The sequence below is a fragment of the Pseudomonas sp. CM25 genome, assembly GCF_013179705.1.
Lineage (GTDB): Bacteria > Pseudomonadota > Gammaproteobacteria > Pseudomonadales > Pseudomonadaceae > Aquipseudomonas.
This window is the reverse complement of record NZ_JABMCW010000106.1, coordinates 1-16,554: the sequence shown is the minus strand read 5'-3', so window position 1 is coordinate 16,554 and position 16,554 is coordinate 1. Positions and strand designations below refer to the sequence as shown.

Annotated in this window: 15 protein-coding genes; 5 read left to right on the top strand and 10 right to left on the bottom strand. The window is 63.5% G+C overall.

All coding sequences use genetic code 11. The features are described from left to right. The first annotated feature begins 510 nt into the window (after positions 1-510). Entirely contained in the window at positions 511-1,407 is an 897-nt protein-coding gene (locus tag HP546_RS13600) for a formate/nitrite transporter family protein (RefSeq protein WP_172225853.1), read from the top strand. Between the two features lie 3 nt (positions 1,408-1,410). On the opposite strand, the gene HP546_RS13595 is transcribed toward HP546_RS13600, so the two are convergent. After that, complete coding sequence (locus HP546_RS13595) at positions 1,411-2,469, bottom strand: MBL fold metallo-hydrolase (RefSeq protein WP_172225850.1); 1,059 nt, start codon at positions 2,467-2,469, stop codon at positions 1,411-1,413. Positions 2,470-2,630: 161 nt separating this feature from the next. Between HP546_RS13595 and HP546_RS13590 the strand changes: the two genes are divergently transcribed. Together HP546_RS13590 and HP546_RS13585 are read left to right on the top strand one after the other, a co-directional pair. Next, complete coding sequence (locus tag HP546_RS13590) at positions 2,631-3,704, top strand: diguanylate cyclase (RefSeq protein ID WP_172225873.1); 1,074 nt, start codon at positions 2,631-2,633, stop codon at positions 3,702-3,704. A 52-nt stretch (positions 3,705-3,756) separates the two neighbouring features. Further along, positions 3,757-6,342 (top strand): EAL domain-containing protein, encoded by a 2,586-nt coding sequence (locus HP546_RS13585; RefSeq protein ID WP_172225847.1) that lies wholly within the window; start codon positions 3,757-3,759, stop codon positions 6,340-6,342. 8 nt (positions 6,343-6,350) lie between these two features. Here HP546_RS13585 and HP546_RS13580 read toward each other — a convergent pair whose 3' ends face one another. Next, positions 6,351-6,704 carry a DUF2025 family protein gene (locus tag HP546_RS13580; RefSeq protein ID WP_172225844.1) on the bottom strand — a complete coding sequence of 118 codons (354 nt, stop codon included), beginning with the start codon at positions 6,702-6,704 and terminating at the stop codon, positions 6,351-6,353. A gap of 120 nt (positions 6,705-6,824) precedes the next feature. Next, positions 6,825-7,739 carry a LysR family transcriptional regulator gene (locus HP546_RS13575; protein WP_172225841.1) on the bottom strand — a complete coding sequence of 305 codons (915 nt, stop codon included), beginning with the start codon at positions 7,737-7,739 and terminating at the stop codon, positions 6,825-6,827. Between the two features lie 112 nt (positions 7,740-7,851). On the opposite strand from HP546_RS13575, the gene HP546_RS13570 reads away from it, so the two are divergent. Next, positions 7,852-8,610 carry an SDR family NAD(P)-dependent oxidoreductase gene (locus HP546_RS13570; RefSeq protein ID WP_172225838.1) on the top strand — a complete coding sequence of 253 codons (759 nt, stop codon included), beginning with the start codon at positions 7,852-7,854 and terminating at the stop codon, positions 8,608-8,610. 19 nt (positions 8,611-8,629) lie between these two features. Here HP546_RS13570 and HP546_RS13565 read toward each other — a convergent pair whose 3' ends face one another. The 7 genes from HP546_RS13565 to HP546_RS13540 form a co-directional block, all read right to left on the bottom strand. After that, positions 8,630-9,487 (bottom strand): HlyD family secretion protein, encoded by an 858-nt coding sequence (locus HP546_RS13565; protein ID WP_172225836.1) that lies wholly within the window; start codon positions 9,485-9,487, stop codon positions 8,630-8,632. A 12-nt stretch (positions 9,488-9,499) separates the two neighbouring features. Next, entirely contained in the window at positions 9,500-9,706 is a 207-nt protein-coding gene (locus tag HP546_RS13560) for a DUF1656 domain-containing protein (RefSeq protein WP_172225833.1), read from the bottom strand. Then, positions 9,693-11,681, bottom strand: a complete 1,989-nt coding sequence (locus tag HP546_RS13555; RefSeq protein ID WP_172225830.1) for an FUSC family protein — start codon at positions 11,679-11,681, stop codon at positions 9,693-9,695. The genes HP546_RS13560 and HP546_RS13555 overlap by 14 nt, the downstream gene beginning before the upstream one ends. Before the next feature lie 204 nt (positions 11,682-11,885). Further along, entirely contained in the window at positions 11,886-12,002 is a 117-nt protein-coding gene (gene ccoM / locus HP546_RS31680) for a cytochrome c oxidase subunit CcoM (protein ID WP_003254862.1), read from the bottom strand. A 135-nt stretch (positions 12,003-12,137) separates the two neighbouring features. After that, the gene (locus tag HP546_RS13550) at positions 12,138-12,299 is read right to left on the bottom strand and encodes a hypothetical protein (protein ID WP_172225827.1); all 162 of its coding nucleotides are present in this window, start codon (positions 12,297-12,299) and stop codon (positions 12,138-12,140) included. Positions 12,300-12,366: 67 nt separating this feature from the next. Then, positions 12,367-12,696: an aspartate-semialdehyde dehydrogenase gene (locus HP546_RS13545; protein WP_172225824.1), complete on the bottom strand. Its 330-nt coding sequence runs from the start codon at positions 12,694-12,696 to the stop codon at positions 12,367-12,369. A gap of 63 nt (positions 12,697-12,759) precedes the next feature. Next, complete coding sequence (locus HP546_RS13540) at positions 12,760-13,455, bottom strand: M949_RS01915 family surface polysaccharide biosynthesis protein (RefSeq protein ID WP_172225822.1); 696 nt, start codon at positions 13,453-13,455, stop codon at positions 12,760-12,762. A 149-nt stretch (positions 13,456-13,604) separates the two neighbouring features. Here HP546_RS13540 and rapA point away from each other — a divergent pair, with 149 nt between their 5' ends. Further along, positions 13,605-16,451: an RNA polymerase-associated protein RapA gene (gene rapA / locus HP546_RS13535; RefSeq protein WP_172225819.1), complete on the top strand. Its 2,847-nt coding sequence runs from the start codon at positions 13,605-13,607 to the stop codon at positions 16,449-16,451. Positions 16,452-16,554: the final 103 nt, after the last annotated feature.

The window sequence follows — 16,554 nt, the reverse complement described above, 5'->3', positions numbered from 1 at the left end:
TGTTAGGCCTGCCGCCAGCGTTCAATCTGAGCCATGATCAAACTCTTCAGTTCAATACTGCTTGGGTTTTTAAGAAACCCTAAACTTGGCTCAGCAATCTCAAATGACTATGTGATTTCTCGCATGGTCACTTGTGATGCTGATAATCTTTTTGACTATCAGTCCGTACTCACAAGCACCCACACGAATTGCTTGATTCAATTTGTTAAAGAGCGTTTGGTTAAGAGCTTTTCGTCTCAACCGAGGCGCGCATTCTACGCTTTCCTCATTTGCTGTCAAGCGTTTGTTTTGAAGTTTTTTACCACCGCCTTCTTTCGAAAGCTAACAACTTCAACAACTTACCGCTTGCCCCGAAGCGTTCATCGCTGCGAGGAGGCGAATAATACGCGCTTTGAAATCAGAGTCAACACCCTGATCTGAAAAAACTTTCCGACAGCGTTTGGCAACTGCCTGGCAACTAATGAAAGCGCCACGCATCTGTATATAACCCACCCACGGAGCGTAGCGGCCATGAGCGATGCGCAGAGCGAGAAGACACCGGGCCTGTCGGCAGACGAAGAGCAGGAAGTCAGCCACAACCAACCACCGCGCGCAGCGGTACTGCACGAGATCATTCGCTACCAGGGCGACCAGGAACTGGAGCGCACCATTGCCGCCCTGTGGTGGTCGGCCCTGGCTGCCGGCCTGTCCATGGGCCTTTCACTCATGGCCATGGGCCTGTTTTACGCCCGCCTGCCAGAAGGGGACAGCGCCCAGGTAATAGCCAGCATCGGCTACAGCGCAGGCTTCCTCGCCGTGATCCTGGCACGCCAACAACTGTTTACCGAAAACACGTTGACCGCCGTACTGCCGGTCATGACCTCCCCTACCCTGGCCAACTTCGGCCGGCTGCTGCGCCTGTGGGGCGTGGTACTGCTTGGCAACCTGGCGGGCACCCTGCTGGTAGCCTGGGTCATGCTGGAGCTGCCGATCTTCGACAGCAAGACTGATGTGGCCTTCCTCGAGGTGGGCCGCAAGGTCATGAAGAACGACATCAGCCAGATGTTTGCCAAAGGCATCGTCTCAGGCTGGATGATCGCCACCATGGTGTGGATGATCCCGTCGATGGAGCACGCCAAGATCTGGATCATCCTGATGATCACCTACCTGATGGCCTTGGGCGACTTCACACATATAGTGGTCGGTTCGGTCGAGGTGTCGTATCTGGTCTGGGCCGGCGATGAAACCTGGCGCAGCTTCTGGCTCGAGTTCGCCTTGCCGACGCTGGCCGGCAACATCATCGGCGGCAGCTTCATCTTCGGCCTGATCAGCCATGCACAAGTGCGCAGTGACAGTGGCAGACCCCCTTCGCAGCTATCCGAAAATGATCAGGCCCCGCCCCCGCGCACCAAGGAAGGCAAACAATGACGCTCAGCGGGTCGCTACCGTGGGCTCATTCGCCTGGCCGCGTTGGCGCACCGGCCGCGGTTGCCACCAGTTCTGCCCGGCATGCGGCGAGTCGATGCTGACCCGCTCGCCGATCTGCGGCGTGCTCAGCCGCACCTGGGCCTGGCTGGTCAGGGCCAATATGCGTTCGAAGGGTTCCTGCCAGCCATGGATCGACAGATCGAAAGTGCCGTTGTGAATCGGCAGCATCCAGCGCCCGCGTAGATCCAGGTGCGCCTGCAGGCTTTGCTCGGGCTGCATGTGAACATCGGGCCAGGCAACATTGTAGGCCCCGGCTTCCATCAAGGTCAGGTCGAACGGCCCGAAGCGGTCGCCGATCTGCTTGAAGCCGTCGAAGTAGCCGGTATCACCGCTGAAGAACACGCGCACATCCTCGTCCATGATCACCCAGGATGCCCATAGGGTCCGGTTGCTGTCCAGCAGCCCGCGCCCGGAAAAGTGCTGGGCCGGAGTGGCGACGAAGCGCACGCCTTCCACCTCGCGTTCCTGCCACCAGTCCAGCTGCCGTACTTTCGAAGGCGGCACGCCCCATTTCATCAGCCGGTCGCCCACGCCCAGCGGCGCCAGGAACACTGCGGTGCGTGGGGCCAACCTGCGAATGGCCTGTTCGTCTAGATGGTCGAAGTGATCATGAGACAGCACAACCGCCGCCAGCGGCGGCAACTGCTCAAGTGGCAGTGGTGGCGCATGGAAACGCAGCGGGCCGGCCCACTGCACGGGTGAGGCGCGCTCGGCGAACACGGGGTCTGTAATAAAGAAGCGCCCGCGCAACTTGAGCAATACCGTTGAATGGCCCAGGCGCCACAGGCTGTGGTCAGGGGCATCGAACACCTGCTGGCGGGTCATGGGCTGCAGGCTGACGGGCATGGATGGCCGGGTTTCCGGCGGTTTGCGCAAGAACAGGTATTTGAGCCCGATGCGCAGCTTTTTCATTACACCATCCTGTGGCCTCACCACCTGGTTGTGGAAACGTCCGTCCCAATGTGGCGCCGGCTCGCCGGCAGCGTTGGCCAAGGGAACCATCAGCAGCACTCCGAGCAACAGGAAGTGTTCATGTTACCCCACAGTGACCGGATCAACCGTGAAATGGCTTGTAAGGTCATTTTTCAACGATGAAACACTGTTCAACAATATTCACGCGCGTTATGCGATAAACGGTATCCGGCAGAAGAACGATGACCATGATGGACAAACGCAGCGGCAAAGGCCTTTCATTCGTCAAGCGCATCTACCTGCCGCGGGTCATCGGCATGGGCATCGGCCTGCTCAGTGTGATGGCTGCCATCGCGCCTCTGTCGCCGCCGATCTGGGTATGGCTGCTGATGCTGTTCAACGGGCTGCTGTGGCCTCACGTCGCCTACCTGTGGGCCACCCGCTCGGCGACGCCCTACCAGGCAGAACAACGTAATCTGGTGCTGGACTCGCTGATGGGCGGTTTCTGGACCGCCGCCATGCACTTCAACCCGCTGCCCAGCGTGACCGTACTGTCGATGATGACCATGAACAATGTCGCCGCTGGCGGCAAACGCATGGTCTTTCGTGGGGGGCTGGCCCAGCTGGCGGGCATGCTCATCGCCACCTTGCTGCTCGGCACGGGCCTGCAGCTGAATGCCACGCCGCTGCAGGTGTATGCCTGCTTGCCGATGCTGACACTGTACCCGCTGGCGCTGGGTTGGGTGTGCTACCAGCTGGCGATCAAGCTGGCCGAGCACAAGCGCCGGCTCAGCGCCCTGAGCCTCACCGACAGCCTGACCGGGTTGCTCAACCACGGCGCCTGGAAAGACCTGCTGCTGCTGAAGTTCGAAGCCTGCAGGCAGCAACAGGGGCAAGCGGTGATTGCCTTGATCGACATTGACCATTTCAAGACCATCAACGACACCTTCGGCCACGTGGTCGGCGACTGCGTGCTGCGCCAGCTCAGTGCCGAGTTGCGGCGCAACCTGCGCGAGGGCGACCAGGCCGGTCGTTACGGCGGCGACGAGTTTTGCGTGATCCTGCCAGGCACCAGCGAAACTCAGGCCTGCCAGACCATGGAGCGCCTGCGCGAGCAGGCTGCCAGCTATCGCAACCCGCAGTTGCCGCATCTGCGTATCAGCCTGAGCATCGGCCTGTCGCCTTTCGAGGCTGGCCTGGACTCACCCGAACAATGGCTTGAACAGGCGGACAAGGCCCTCTACACCGCCAAGCATGCTGGCCGCGACCGGGTCAATTTTGCCCGCAACGAAGCTGCGGCGCTCAAGCTGGCCTATCCTGATTGAACCTCCTGCATGACTACCCGGCGGGGGGGCTGCTTGAAGGAGCCGCTCGCGCATGGCCAGGACTGCCAACCTTCCATCCACCAGCCCCACGCCACGCGTTCAGGTGCGCCGCCTGATTGCCGGTTTCAGCGCCGTGTTCGGCCTGGCTTGCCTGGTCATTCTCGCTGCACTGTTCAATATCGCAGGCACCCTGGACCAGCAGGAGCGCCAGCGCAGCGCCTTCCACGCGAACCAGGCGCTGGAGCAACGGCTGCTTGCCTCGCGCCAGTTCCTGTCCAGCTACGCCGTGTGGGATGCCGCCTTTGAGCACCTGGCGGGCCAGGCCGACTGGCAGTGGGCCTACGAACAAAAGAACATTGGCGAATCGCTGTACAGCGCCAGCGGCTACGAAGGGGTGTTTGTGCTGGAGAACGAGCGCACTACCTACGCCCTGTTCAAAGGGCAGCCCAGCCAGGCAAGCGCCACTACTTATATAGATGCACCGCTGCAACCGATCATCGACCAGGCCCGTGCCGCTGCCATCCCGCGCGAGCAGATCACCCGTTTCGTCCTGTTCAATGGCTGGCCGGCCGTGCTCAGTGCTGCGGCGGTGCGGCCGGACCGCGAAGTGACCGACAGCGATGTAGCCCATGCTCCCGTGATGCTGTTCGTCGACCAGCTTACCGAAGACAAACTGGCGGTGCTGGGCAGCGGTGCCGGCCTGACCGGGATGCACGTGGAAAAGGATCAGACCAAGGCGCACGACCATCTGCGTATCGAACTAGGGGATACCGGCTACCATCTGGCCTGGAGCAGCCCGCTGCCAGGGCGGCAAATGCTCCGGGCGGTGTTGCCAGCCCTGGCAGCTGCCCTGCTGATACTCGGCCTGATCATGCTCTACCTGTTCCGCCATGCCCTGCGCAGCTCGCGGGCGATGGGCATGACGCTGACGCACCTGCAAGAGAGCAATCAGGCCCTGGAGGCCAGCGAGCAGCGGTTCCGCGCTGTCGCCGAGTCGGCTTCCGACTGGATCTGGGAGACCGACCGTGAACAGCGCCTGACCTACCTGTCGCAGCGCTTTGCCAATGTCACCGGCTACAGCGTGGACGACTGGCTGGGCCACCCGCTCAACCAGTTGCTGGCCTGCGATACTACCCCGCTGTCGCCATGGGTTGACGCCCTGGGCACGGCCGACCCGCAACAGCTGGCCAACCTGCGCTGCTCCTACCGTGACCAGAATGGCCAGAACCGCTACTGCCGAATCTCTGCCCGCGCGATCTTCCACCATGGCGACCCCATGGGTTATCGCGGCACCGCCAGCGACATCACCGACGAAGTGGATGCCCACGCGCGCATCCAGCACTTGTCGCTGCACGACCCGCTGACCGGGCTGGCCAACCGCAACAAGCTCGCCCGGCATCTGGAGCAGGCGCTGTTGCGCGGCAGTGATTCACCGCCGCTGACGTTGCTGCTGCTTGACCTGGACAACTTCAAGCCGATCAACGACTCGCTCGGCCATGGTGCCGGTGATGCCGTGCTGCAGGAGGTGGCCACACGCCTGCGTGATACCACCCGCGAGGGCGACCTGGTGGCGCGCCTGGGCGGCGACGAGTTTGTGCTGGTGCTCAACGGCATGGACAACCGCAACGAAGTCGACCGTTTTTGTGCACGGCTGATCGGCCTGCTGCAGCAACCCATCGACTTCGACAGCCAGCACCTGCACATTGGCGCCAGCGTCGGCGTCGCGCAGACCCGCACCCAAGGTTTCGATGCCGGCGAACTGATCCGCTGCGCCGATATCGCGTTGTATCAGGCCAAAGCCGATGGCAAGGGCACCTGGCGCTATTTCGCTGCCGAAATGAACCAGCAGATCCAGTACCGCCGCCAGCTGGAGAACGATCTGCGCCGGGCGCTGCGCAACCAGGAGTTCGAGCTGCATTACCAGCCGCGCTACCGCCTCAGCGACCTGCGCATTGTCGCGGTCGAAGCGTTGCTGCGCTGGCAGCATCCGCAGGAGGGGTTGCTCGGGCCGGATACTTTCATTCCGCTGGCCGAGCAGAGTGACATCATCGTCGCGCTGGGCCGCTGGGTATTGCGCGAGGCCTGCCACACTGCTCACGACTGGCCCGCCGACATCGTGGTGTCGGTGAACCTGTCGCCGGCGCAGTTCCTGCGCAGCGATGTGGTGGCCGACGTGCGCGAGATCCTGCTGGAAACGGCCTTCCCGGCACAGCGCTTGGAGCTGGAGATTACCGAAAACGTGATGCTCAACGACATCGAGGGCGCCCTGGGCACCATGCTGTCGCTGAAGGAACTGGGCGTGCGCCTGAACATGGACGATTTCGGCACCGGCTATTCATCGCTGGGGTACCTGCGCACCTACCCGTTCGACAGCATCAAGATCGACAAACGCTTCATCAGTGGCCTGGGCAGCAACAGCGGCAGCGACCGCGCCGTGGTCCAGGCCATCATCAGCCTGGGCGAGGCCATGGGGCTGACGGTTACCGCCGAAGGGGTGGAGAGTGAACAGCAGCTCAAGGCGCTGGAGAAGGACCGCTGCCATGAAGTGCAAGGCTATTACCTGAGCCGGCCACTGGACGGCCCTGGGGTTGAGGCATTGCTGCACCACACACCCCAGATAACCGCGCGCCCGCTGTAGCAGCGGGTTTACCCGCAAACACCGGTGCCGCCGGGTCCGGGCCGTTGCAGGCTGCGCTCAGCGACAATTTCCGGCAGCTCGCTGCGGCGCAAGTAGGCGCGCAGCGGCTCACCGATGTTCAAGCGGTCATCCACATGCTGCGCCAGCAAAAGCGACAACCGCTCGCGACAAAGGGCCATGCGCAGCCCTTGGACTGGCCGCCAGACGAATTCGCTACAGGGCGTGATGCTGTCGTCGGCTACGTCCATGCCGAACGCGTCTTCGGAGAACCGCACGATATGAATGCCGCGTTTGCCATGAAAGCCGACAAAGCCCATGAGCTGGTCGGCGGCAATACAGATGTCTTGGGAAGTGATGGCCATGACGTAACCTCGCAATGAACTCGGAAGATACGCACGCAGGAAGGGTACCAGGTCGCCTCTGCCGGGCGACTCGCAGCAGGCAGCCTAACGCAAGTCGCCTTTGCAGCGCCATGGCTTGGCTCAATCACTGGCCGCGGGATCAACCTGGGTGTGCAGGACCTCGCCCAGCCACTGCATGAATGCCTGCACCCGGCGCGGCACATGCCGTTGCCGGGCATACAACAGCGACACCGGCATGGCCGGGGCCTGCCAGTCTTCCAGCACCGAAACCAGTTCGCCGCGTTGCAAATGCTCGGCAACTCCCACCGCAGGCACCTGGATCAGGCCCAGCCCGGCCAGGCAGGCCGCCGAGTAGGCTTCGGCGTTGTTGACCGTCACCCCACCGGCCATGGCCTGGTACTGCAGTTCCCCGCCTTGCAGGTATTCGAAACCGGCGCTGCGCGCACCCAGGGTCCGTACGTAGTGCACCAGCTGATGCTCGGCCAGGTCCTGCAGCGTGCGCGGCACGCCGTAGCGGGCCAGGTAGGCGGGGCTGGCACAGTTGCGCATGCTCAGTTGCCCGACCGGCCGCGCCACCACGTCCAGGTCATGCAGGGCGCCGATGCGCATCACGCAATCGAACCCCTCGCGCAGCAGGTCGACCTGGCGATCGGTGCAGCTGAGCTCCACTTCCAGGCGCGCATGGCGCTGCAGAAACTGCGGCAGCGCCGGGATGATCACGCGACGGGCCATCATGGTCGGCAGGTCGATGCGCAGGCGCCCGGACAGTTCGGCATCATCGGTGCTGAACAGGCTCTCGATCTCGTCCATGCCCGACAGCAGGTCCTTGCTACGCTCGTACAACAAAGCGCCATCCTGGGTCGCCCGGACCCGCCGGGTGGTGCGGTTGAACAACTGCGTGCCCAACAGCCGTTCCAGCGCCCGCACCTGCTCCGACACGGTCGACCGTGGCAGGCCCAGGCTCTCGGCGGCCAGCGTGAAGCTGCTGACCTCACTGACCCGCACAAAGGTGCGCAACAAATCCAGCTTGTTCACTCGAGGCCTCAACTGTCCGGTTTTACCGAACAGTATTTCCATTTTTACAGGATTTAACAGCACCAGAGCGACCAATAACCTGTGATCATTCACCCACCATGAGGTTTCCACCATGACTCGCAAGATTGCCCTGATCACTGGCGCCAGTCGCGGCCTCGGCCGAAATGCTGCCGAACACCTGGCAGCACGCGGTATCGATGTCATCGGCACCTACCACAGCAAGGCCGACGAAGCGCAAGCCGTAGCAGCCCGGCTGGAGCAGGCCGGGGTCAAGGCTGCAATGCTGCAGCTGGATGTCAGCGACAGCGCCAGCTTTGCCGGTTTCGCCGAGCGCCTGGGCGCAACCCTGCAGCAGCGCTTTGCTCGCGAGCGTTTCGACTTTCTGGTGAACAATGCCGGGATCGGGCTGAATGTGCCGTACATCGAAACCAGCGAAGCGCAGTTCGACCAACTGCTCAACATTCAGCTGAAGGGCCCGTTCTTCCTCACCCAACGCCTGTTGCCGCTGCTGGTCGACAATGGCCGTATCGTCAACATTTCCACCGGCCTGGCACGTTTTGCGCTGCCGGGGTATGCCGCCTACGCCGCGATGAAGGGCGCAATGGAGGTGCTGACGCGGTATCAGGCCAAGGAGCTGGGGGCACGTGGGATTCGGGTGAACATACTGGCGCCGGGCGCCATCGAGACCGACTTTGGCGGCGGCGTGGTGCGCGACAACCAGCAGGTCAACGCGTACATTGCCGGCAACACGGCGCTTGGCCGGGTGGGCTTGCCGGACGATATCGGGGCGGCAATCGCGCTGTTGCTGGAAGACGGCAATGGCTGGATCACCGGGCAGCGGCTGGAAGTGTCAGGCGGGATGTTCCTTTAAGGCGCTCGTCCCGCCCGTCTTACTGTTCATGCACCTGCACACTCGCGGTCATCCCGGCGCTCAGGGTCACGCCTTCCGGTACTTGGTCCAGGCGGATCCTTACCGGAATGCGCTGGGCTAGCCGCACCCAGTTGAAGGTGGGCTCCACCTCCGGCAGCAACTGGCTGTCCGGGTTGCTGTTGCGGTCGGTGATACCGCGGCTGATGCTCTCCACATGCCCTTGCATCGGCTCGCCGGCGCCCATCAGCCAGACCTTCACCGCGTCGCCGACGCGGATGCGCGGCAGCTTGGTTTCCTCGAAGTAGGCCTGGATATAGAACGTTGAATCATCCACCAGCGCCATCACCGATTGCCCGGTGTTCACATAGTTGCCTTCGGCCAGACGCAGGTTGGTGATATGCCCGCTGCGCGGTGCCCGTACTTCGCTGCGCGCCAGGTTGATTTTGGCAACCTGTAACTGGGCCTCGGCTTCATGCAGTTCGCCCCGCGCGATGGCGGCGTTGATCTGTGCATTTTCCCGCAACTCGGCACTGATCGCCTCCGGCCCAAGGGCGGTACGCCGGGCTGCTTCGCGCTCGCGCAGGCGCAGTTGCTGGGCGCGGGTCTCGGTCACGGCGCTGGCCTGGTCGAAGGCCGCCTTGAAGCGCTCGCGGTCGATACTCATCAACAGATCGCCCGCCTTGACCTGCTGGTTGTCGCGGGCCTTGAGCTCGCGCACCCAACCGGACACATCGGGGGCAATTACCACCACGTCGGCGCGCACCCGGGCATCGCGAGTCCAGGGGGTAAGCATGTAGTACTGCCATAACTGGTAACCGGCCAACACGGCCAGGGCTACCACACACAAGGTCACCAGAGTACGTACGGCGGCACGCATCCAAACACTCCTTTATAAAGCTCCCAGCAGTCGTACCACCAGGAACAACACACAAACGAACAGCGCCGTGTCGAACAGCGCCTCATGCCAGATCCAGCGCCCCAGCGGCGTGGCCTGCACCACCAGGCGCAACACGCCGGTAAGCACCAGCGCCAGCAACACATAAAGCAGAAACGGGCTCAGCAGTACGCCGCCCACTTCCCATTCACGCAACCCCATGGGTCTCCTCCTGCCAGCGGCACCACTTGCGCCAACTTTTCTGCAATTGCAGCACCGCCCCTTCGGCCAGCCGTAGCGAGTCGCTCGAAGGTAGCCGGCGCAAGGCGGCAATAAACTGTTCGCTGGCGCTGTCCAGGCGCTGACCACGCCCGACGGCAGGCCCGTTGGCCAGTACCGCCTGCACCTGTTGCAGGTACTCGCGCTCGGCCCGGCCCAAAGGCGCTTGGGCAACTGCCAGACACATGCGCAGATGCACCAGTTCGTCGCCTATGTCCAACCCGTGCAGGCCGTCATCCCAGCGCTTGCGCTCGCTTTCGGGCAGCTCGCTGGCATGCCTGGCCAATTGCATCAGGCGGTCGGCCATGCGCCCGCCAAACCAGCTGTCGGCCCCGCGCAGGTCGCGCCGGGTCAGGCGTACCAGGTCGCTCTGGGTGGCTGCACGCAGACGCCGGCCCAGCCAGGCCGGGTGGCGGAACACCAATAGACGAAACGCCATTACTGCGGCAGACACCCCCACCAGCATGGCCAAGGCACTGTTCAGCATCGTCGCTACGCCAAACTGCATGACATTGAGCGGCGACACCAGCACGATGAAGTGCAGGCAATAGGAGGTCGCCGTGGCCCCGGTACGTGGATGGGCCATGCCCAGGGCGCCAAGAAACAGCGGCACGCCCATGCCCAGGCAGAGCATGGCGAAGCTGCTCCACTGCGGCAGCAGAATCTGCCCCACCAGAAACGCCACAGGTATCGCCAGGAAGATTCCGCGCAGAAAGCTCAGGCCAATCTGCGCGCCGTTCTCACGGCTGGCAAACAAGCTGCAGACCACACAGGTGAGCACCAGCCCCCCCGGCGCCGAAGGCCAGGCCGTGGCCAGCCAGAAGCCGCTCATTACCAGAAAGGCCAGAGCACTGCGGGAACCGAACAGCAAGGCGAGCGACCAGTCGCGGTGTGCGGCCAGCCCCTGGGACACATCCTTCGGTGCCCTGCCCGCCTCGACATCCGCCAGTGCCTGACCGGCCGCCATGGCGTAATCCAGCAGCAGGGCCATGCGTGCCAGGCAGAAGTGTTCGGTCGAACTGATTTGCTCATCGTGGGCGGCATCCCAGATACGCTGGCGCAGCAGTAGCAGGCTGGGCGGGTCGGGTTTGACCAGCAGCGACCGCGCTTCCTGCAGCCAGGGTGCCAGGTGCTCGGTCTCCCGCTCATCCAGTTGCCGCCATTGGCGGCGTACCGAGCGCGAGATGCGCAACAGCACCATCAGTTTCTGGCTCAGGCCGCGGATGGCGCGGGCACGCTGGCGCCCGCGATTGCCTTCAAACCAGGCATGTTCGCGCTGGCTGTCGATGGCCACGATGCGCCCCAGGCTTTCCAGCAAGCCTTTGCGCGCCTCGTCTTCGCCGCCCAGCATGGCACTGGCGGCCTGCAGGCCATTGTGCCAGGCCTGTCGCGCCTGCCCGGCCAGTTGCTGTTCAACGCGCATGGGCCACAGCAAGGCACTGCAGGCCGTGGCGCAAAAAATCCCCAGGCAGATCTCGGTGCAGCGCGCCACTGCCTGATCGAACACCTGCAACGGGTGGTCGATGGCTGGCAGGGCAATGATCGCCGCAGTGTAGCCCGCCAGCACGAAGGCATAGGCCCAGGCACTGCGTAGTTGGGTAGACGCGGCGGTGCACAGGGCCAGCCACAGGGCCAGGGCCAGCAGGAACAAGCCCGGTGTCTGGGCGAACAGGCCAATGAACAGCACCGACATGACGGTGCCGACCAAGGTTCCGGCGAGCCGCGCCAAGCCTTTCTGCACCACCATGCCAGACAGCGGCTGGGCCACGATGAACGCGGTCATCAGTGCCCATGAGGGCTGTTCCAGGCCCCAGCGCATCGCCAGCCATAGCGCCAACCCACCACCGAGCAGGGTCTTGATGGCGAACTTGAGGGCGAGGCTGCTGGGGGCGAACAGGGCCTGGAGAGTGATGGGCACGAGGCGGACCTTGCGGGAGGGTCTTGATTGAACGATAGACAATGGTGGACAGAATAAAGCGGAAACGATTAATTAGCTAGCTAATCATCTTTTAGAGGTTCGGGTCTGCTCGGCAGGCCTCTGGGCGGGCAAGCCGAATTCCAGGCAAAAAAATGGGCGACCGAAGTCGCCCTAAATGCCTTGCGTGCTCGTGTACCCGGAAGCTCAGCGCGGCTTGCGCTTGTTCGAGTCTTTCCAGATGAATATGCCCAGACCGGCAAAGAAGGCGACCATCAACCCAACCGTTACCACACCGGCGATAACCACGTTGTCGAAGAACATGCCTGCCTCCCCATTCGTTTGCCGTTGTCCGATGGGTGCAAGATAACCAATGTGGGGGCGGGAAAAATTGATCGGCGTCAATGGTGCCCGGGGCCGGGCACGCGAGGCGGGTGCAGGGTTGACCTGCGTCAAGTTTCAGCGCTTCTTCGGCTTGCCCTTGGGCTTCTTTTTCTTGCTGGCGTTCAACGGCAGGGCCTGTTCGAATGCATTGCGCATTTCGTTCAGGCGCTTTTCCTTGAGATCGTGGGCGCGCTTGGCGCGTTCGGCATCGAAATCGATGAGGTTGTCTTGGCTCATTGGCAGGCTCGACGGTGAACTGAGACGTGCATGATGAAGCCAGGCGCAGGCGCTGACCAGCCCCGCGTCAGACTTCGATGTCCACCAGCAACCCCTGGCGTACATGCTCCCCCATCAACGGCGCCACCGGCACGGTGTTATCGGCATTGACCTCGTCACCCGGCAGCGCGCTGTAGCGCTGCTGGTCACCCTGCTGCCTGCGTTGCTGCTGGCGGCGCTGCTCGTCACGCAGCAAAAGCGCCTGCTCCTGGGGGTCACGTTGCTGCTTGAGGTCGATGGCGCTTTCCCCGGAGGCAGGCTGCGTCGGCACCACCGGTTTGATGTCGGGGGTTGGCTTGACCGGGTCCTGTTGCGAGGTCACCGGAGCGGCACTGAGCGGAATGATCGGCGGCAGCATGGACGTTCTCCTATGCCCCCTGTATCGGCAGGCGCGGGTTTACCTTGATGTCTTGGACAACATTTACTCGGCTTCGTCGTCAGGCTCGTCGTAGCTCGGCGTGCTGGCTTCGCTCCAGGGCCGCTTGTAAACCTGCTGCCAGACCGCGTCCATGTGCTCGCGCAGCACCGGCGGCGCGGTTTTGAGCGAAGCGCTGTCGTCGCGCTCACCGCCGATCGGTTCTTCACCAGCGGGGGTGATCAGCGACTGGCCAGTGATGGTGTAACTGGCCTGGCCTTCGCGCATCTCGATGGCGATATCATGCGGATCTATACCGCCACCGCAGAAGGCATGGCTGGCCACTGTCACCTCGGCCGTGCCGTCCTTGTTCAGGTCGCTGACATCGCTGACATCGGTGTAGAAGTCCACGTCCAGGTCCAGCCCCGGGCAGGTGGTTTCCTGCTCGATCTGCCAGCGGGCCTTGAACGTGTCGCTTGCTCCGCCGCGCCCGTACAGCGTGGCCTTGAGCACCACCTTGTCGACTTCCTGCTCGCTTTCCGGGTCGCTGGCCTGGCCATCGCTGCGGCTCAATACCAGCAGGCCTTCGCCATCGCGGTCACGAAAGTGCACGCTCTTGATCGGCGTCTGTACGCCCAGCACCTCAAGTTGCTCCATGGGGATGGCAGGCAAGGTCTCGAAGTTTTTCTGCTCACAGGCGCTCAGCAGCAGCAGGCTGCCCACGGCCATGGAAGCGCTGATCCAGCTGTGCTTGGCAGACATGTTGATCCGGAACCCTCGTCGGCGACGCAGTACGGGGCGATGAAACGACTAGACTGTGCCTTTTGATACCTTTCGGTACGCACGGCGCTTTGGTCTGACCGGCCGATCCGTTAACATAACCGGCTTTTCATCGCGGGAGTTCAGGCAGTATGGCGCAGCAGTATCAACCGGGGCAACGCTGGATCAGCGACAGCGAAGCAGAGCTCGGCCTGGGTACCATCCTGGCGCAGGATGGCCGCCTGTTGACCGTGCTCTATCCGGCCACTGGCGACACCCGCCAGTATTCCCTGCGCAATGCGCCGCTGACCCGCGTGCGCTTCTCGCCAGGTGACCAGATCACCCACTTCGAGGGCTGGAAACTGACCGTGCGCGAAGTCGATGACATCGACGGGCTGATGGTCTACCACGGCCTGGACGGGCAGAACCAGCCACGCACCCTGCCAGAAACCCAGCTGTCGAACTTCATCCAGTTCCGCTTGGCCAGCGACCGCCTGTTCGCCGGGCAGATCGACCCGCTGTCCTGGTTCAGCCTGCGCTACAACACCCTGCAGCACACCAGCAAGCAGATGCAGTCGGCACTGTGGGGCCTGGGTGGTTGCCGTGCACAACCCATCGCCCACCAGTTGCACATTGCCCGCGAAGTAGCCGACCGCAGCGCGCCACGGGTGTTGCTGGCCGACGAAGTGGGCCTGGGCAAAACCATCGAGGCCGGTCTGGTCATTCACCGCCAGCTGCTGTCGGGCCGTGCCAGCCGCGTGCTGATCCTGGTACCGGAAAACCTCCAGCACCAGTGGCTGGTGGAAATGCGCCGCCGCTTCAACCTGCAGGTGGCGCTGTTCGACGCCGAGCGCTTCATCGAAAGCGACGCCAGCAACCCGTTCGAGGATGCCCAGCTGGCGCTGGTTGCGCTGGAATGGCTGGTAGACGACGAAAAGGCCCAGGACGCGCTGTTTGCTGCGGGCTGGGACCTGATGGTGGTCGACGAGGCTCACCACCTGGTCTGGCATGAAGACCAGGTCAGCACCGAATACAGCCTGGTCGAGCAACTGGCCCAGGTGATCCCGGGCGTGCTGCTGCTTACCGCTACCCCCGAGCAGCTTGGCCAGGACAGCCACTTTGCCCGCCTGCGCCTGCTCGACCCCAACCGTTTCCACGACCTGGCCGCCTTCCGCGCCGAGAGCGAGCACTATCGCCCGGTGGCCGAGGCCGTGCAGGAACTGCTCGACGAAGGCCGCCTGTCGCCCAAGGCTCACGCCACCATCCAGGGCTTCCTGGGTGCCGAAGGCGAAGCCCTGCTGGCTGCGGTCAGCGATGGCGACACCCAGGCCAGCGCGCGGCTGATCCGCGAACTGCTCGATCGCCACGGCACTGGCCGCGTCCTGTTCCGTAACACCCGCGCAGCGATCCAGGGCTTCCCTGAGCGCCAGCTGCACCCCTACCCGCTGGCCACACCAGAGCAATACCGCGACCTGCCAGCCGGCGAGCGGGCCGAGCTGTACCCGGAAGTCGCCTTCCAGGCCCAGGGCGAGGTGGCCGACGACGAGCGCTGGTGGCGTTTCGACCCGCGTGTCGACTGGCTGATCGACACCCTGAAAATGCTCAAGCGCACCAAAGTGCTGGTGATCTGCGCCCACGCCGAAACCGCGATGGACCTGGAAGACGCCCTGCGCGTGCGTTCCGGCATCCCGGCATCGGTGTTCCATGAGGGCATGAGCATTCTCGAGCGCGACCGCGCCGCTGCCTACTTCGCCGACGAAGAGTTTGGCGCGCAGGTGCTGATCTGCTCCGAAATCGGCAGTGAAGGCCGCAACTTCCAGTTCGCCCACCACCTGGTGATGTTCGACCTGCCGGCGCACCCGGACCTGCTCGAACAGCGCATCGGCCGCCTCGACCGGATCGGCCAGAAGCACACCATCCAGTTGCACATCCCGTACCTGCAGGACAGCCCGCAAGAACGCCTGTTCCAGTGGTACCACGAAGGCCTCAATGCCTTCCTCAACACTTGCCCCACCGGCAGCGCCCTGCAACACCAGTTCGGCCCGCGCCTGCTGCCGCTGCTCGAAAGTGGCGACAGCAAAGCCTGGGAGGCCCTGGTGGCCGACGCCCGCACCGAGCGCGAGCGCCTGGAAGCCGAACTGCACAGCGGCCGTGACCGCCTGCTGGAGCTGAACTCCGGCGGTGCCGGCGAGGGCCAGGCGCTGGTCGAGGACATTCTCGAGCAGGACGACCAGTTCGCCCTGCCGATCTACATGGAAACCCTGTTCGACGCCTTCGGCATCGACAGCGAAGACCATTCCGAGAACGCCCTGATCCTCAAGCCTAGCGAAAAGATGCTCGATGCCAGCTTCCCGCTGGGTGACGATGAAGGCGTGACCATCACCTATGACCGTGCCCAGGCGCTGTCGCGCGAGGACATGCAGTTCCTCACCTGGGAACACCCGATGGTGCAGGGCGGCATGGACCTGGTGCTGTCCGGTTCGATGGGCAACACCGCCGTGGCGCTGATCAAGAACAAGGCGCTCAAGCCAGGCACGGTCCTGCTCGAACTGCTGTTCGTCAGCGAGGTGGTAGCACCGCGCAGCCTGCAGCTGGGCCGTTACCTGCCACCGGCGGCACTGCGCTGCCTGCTCGATGCCAATGGCAACGACCTGGCCTCGCGCGTGGCCTTCGAAACCCTCAACGACCAGCTGGAAAGCGTGCCGCGCGCCAGTGCCAACAAGTTTGTCCAGGCCCAGCGCGACGTGCTGGCCAAGCGCATCAGTGGCGGTGAGGAGAAGATCCTGCCGATCCACGTCGAGCGCGTGGCCGAAGCCCAGCGCCGCCTGGCAGCCGAAGCCGACGAAGAACTGGCCCGCCTGGTGGCCCTGCAGGCGGTCAACCCGAGCGTGCGCGACAGCGAAATCGACGCCCTGCGCAAGCAGCGCGAAGACGGGCTGGCGATGCTCGAGAAAGCCGCCCTGCGCCTGGAAGCCATTCGCGTGCTGGTGGCTGGCTGATCAAGGATTGGCACACCTTTTTGTAGGAGCGGCCTTGTGTCGCGATGGGCTGCGCAGCAGCCCCTGGCCTTGGCGCAGAAATCCGGGGGGGCTGCTGCGCAGC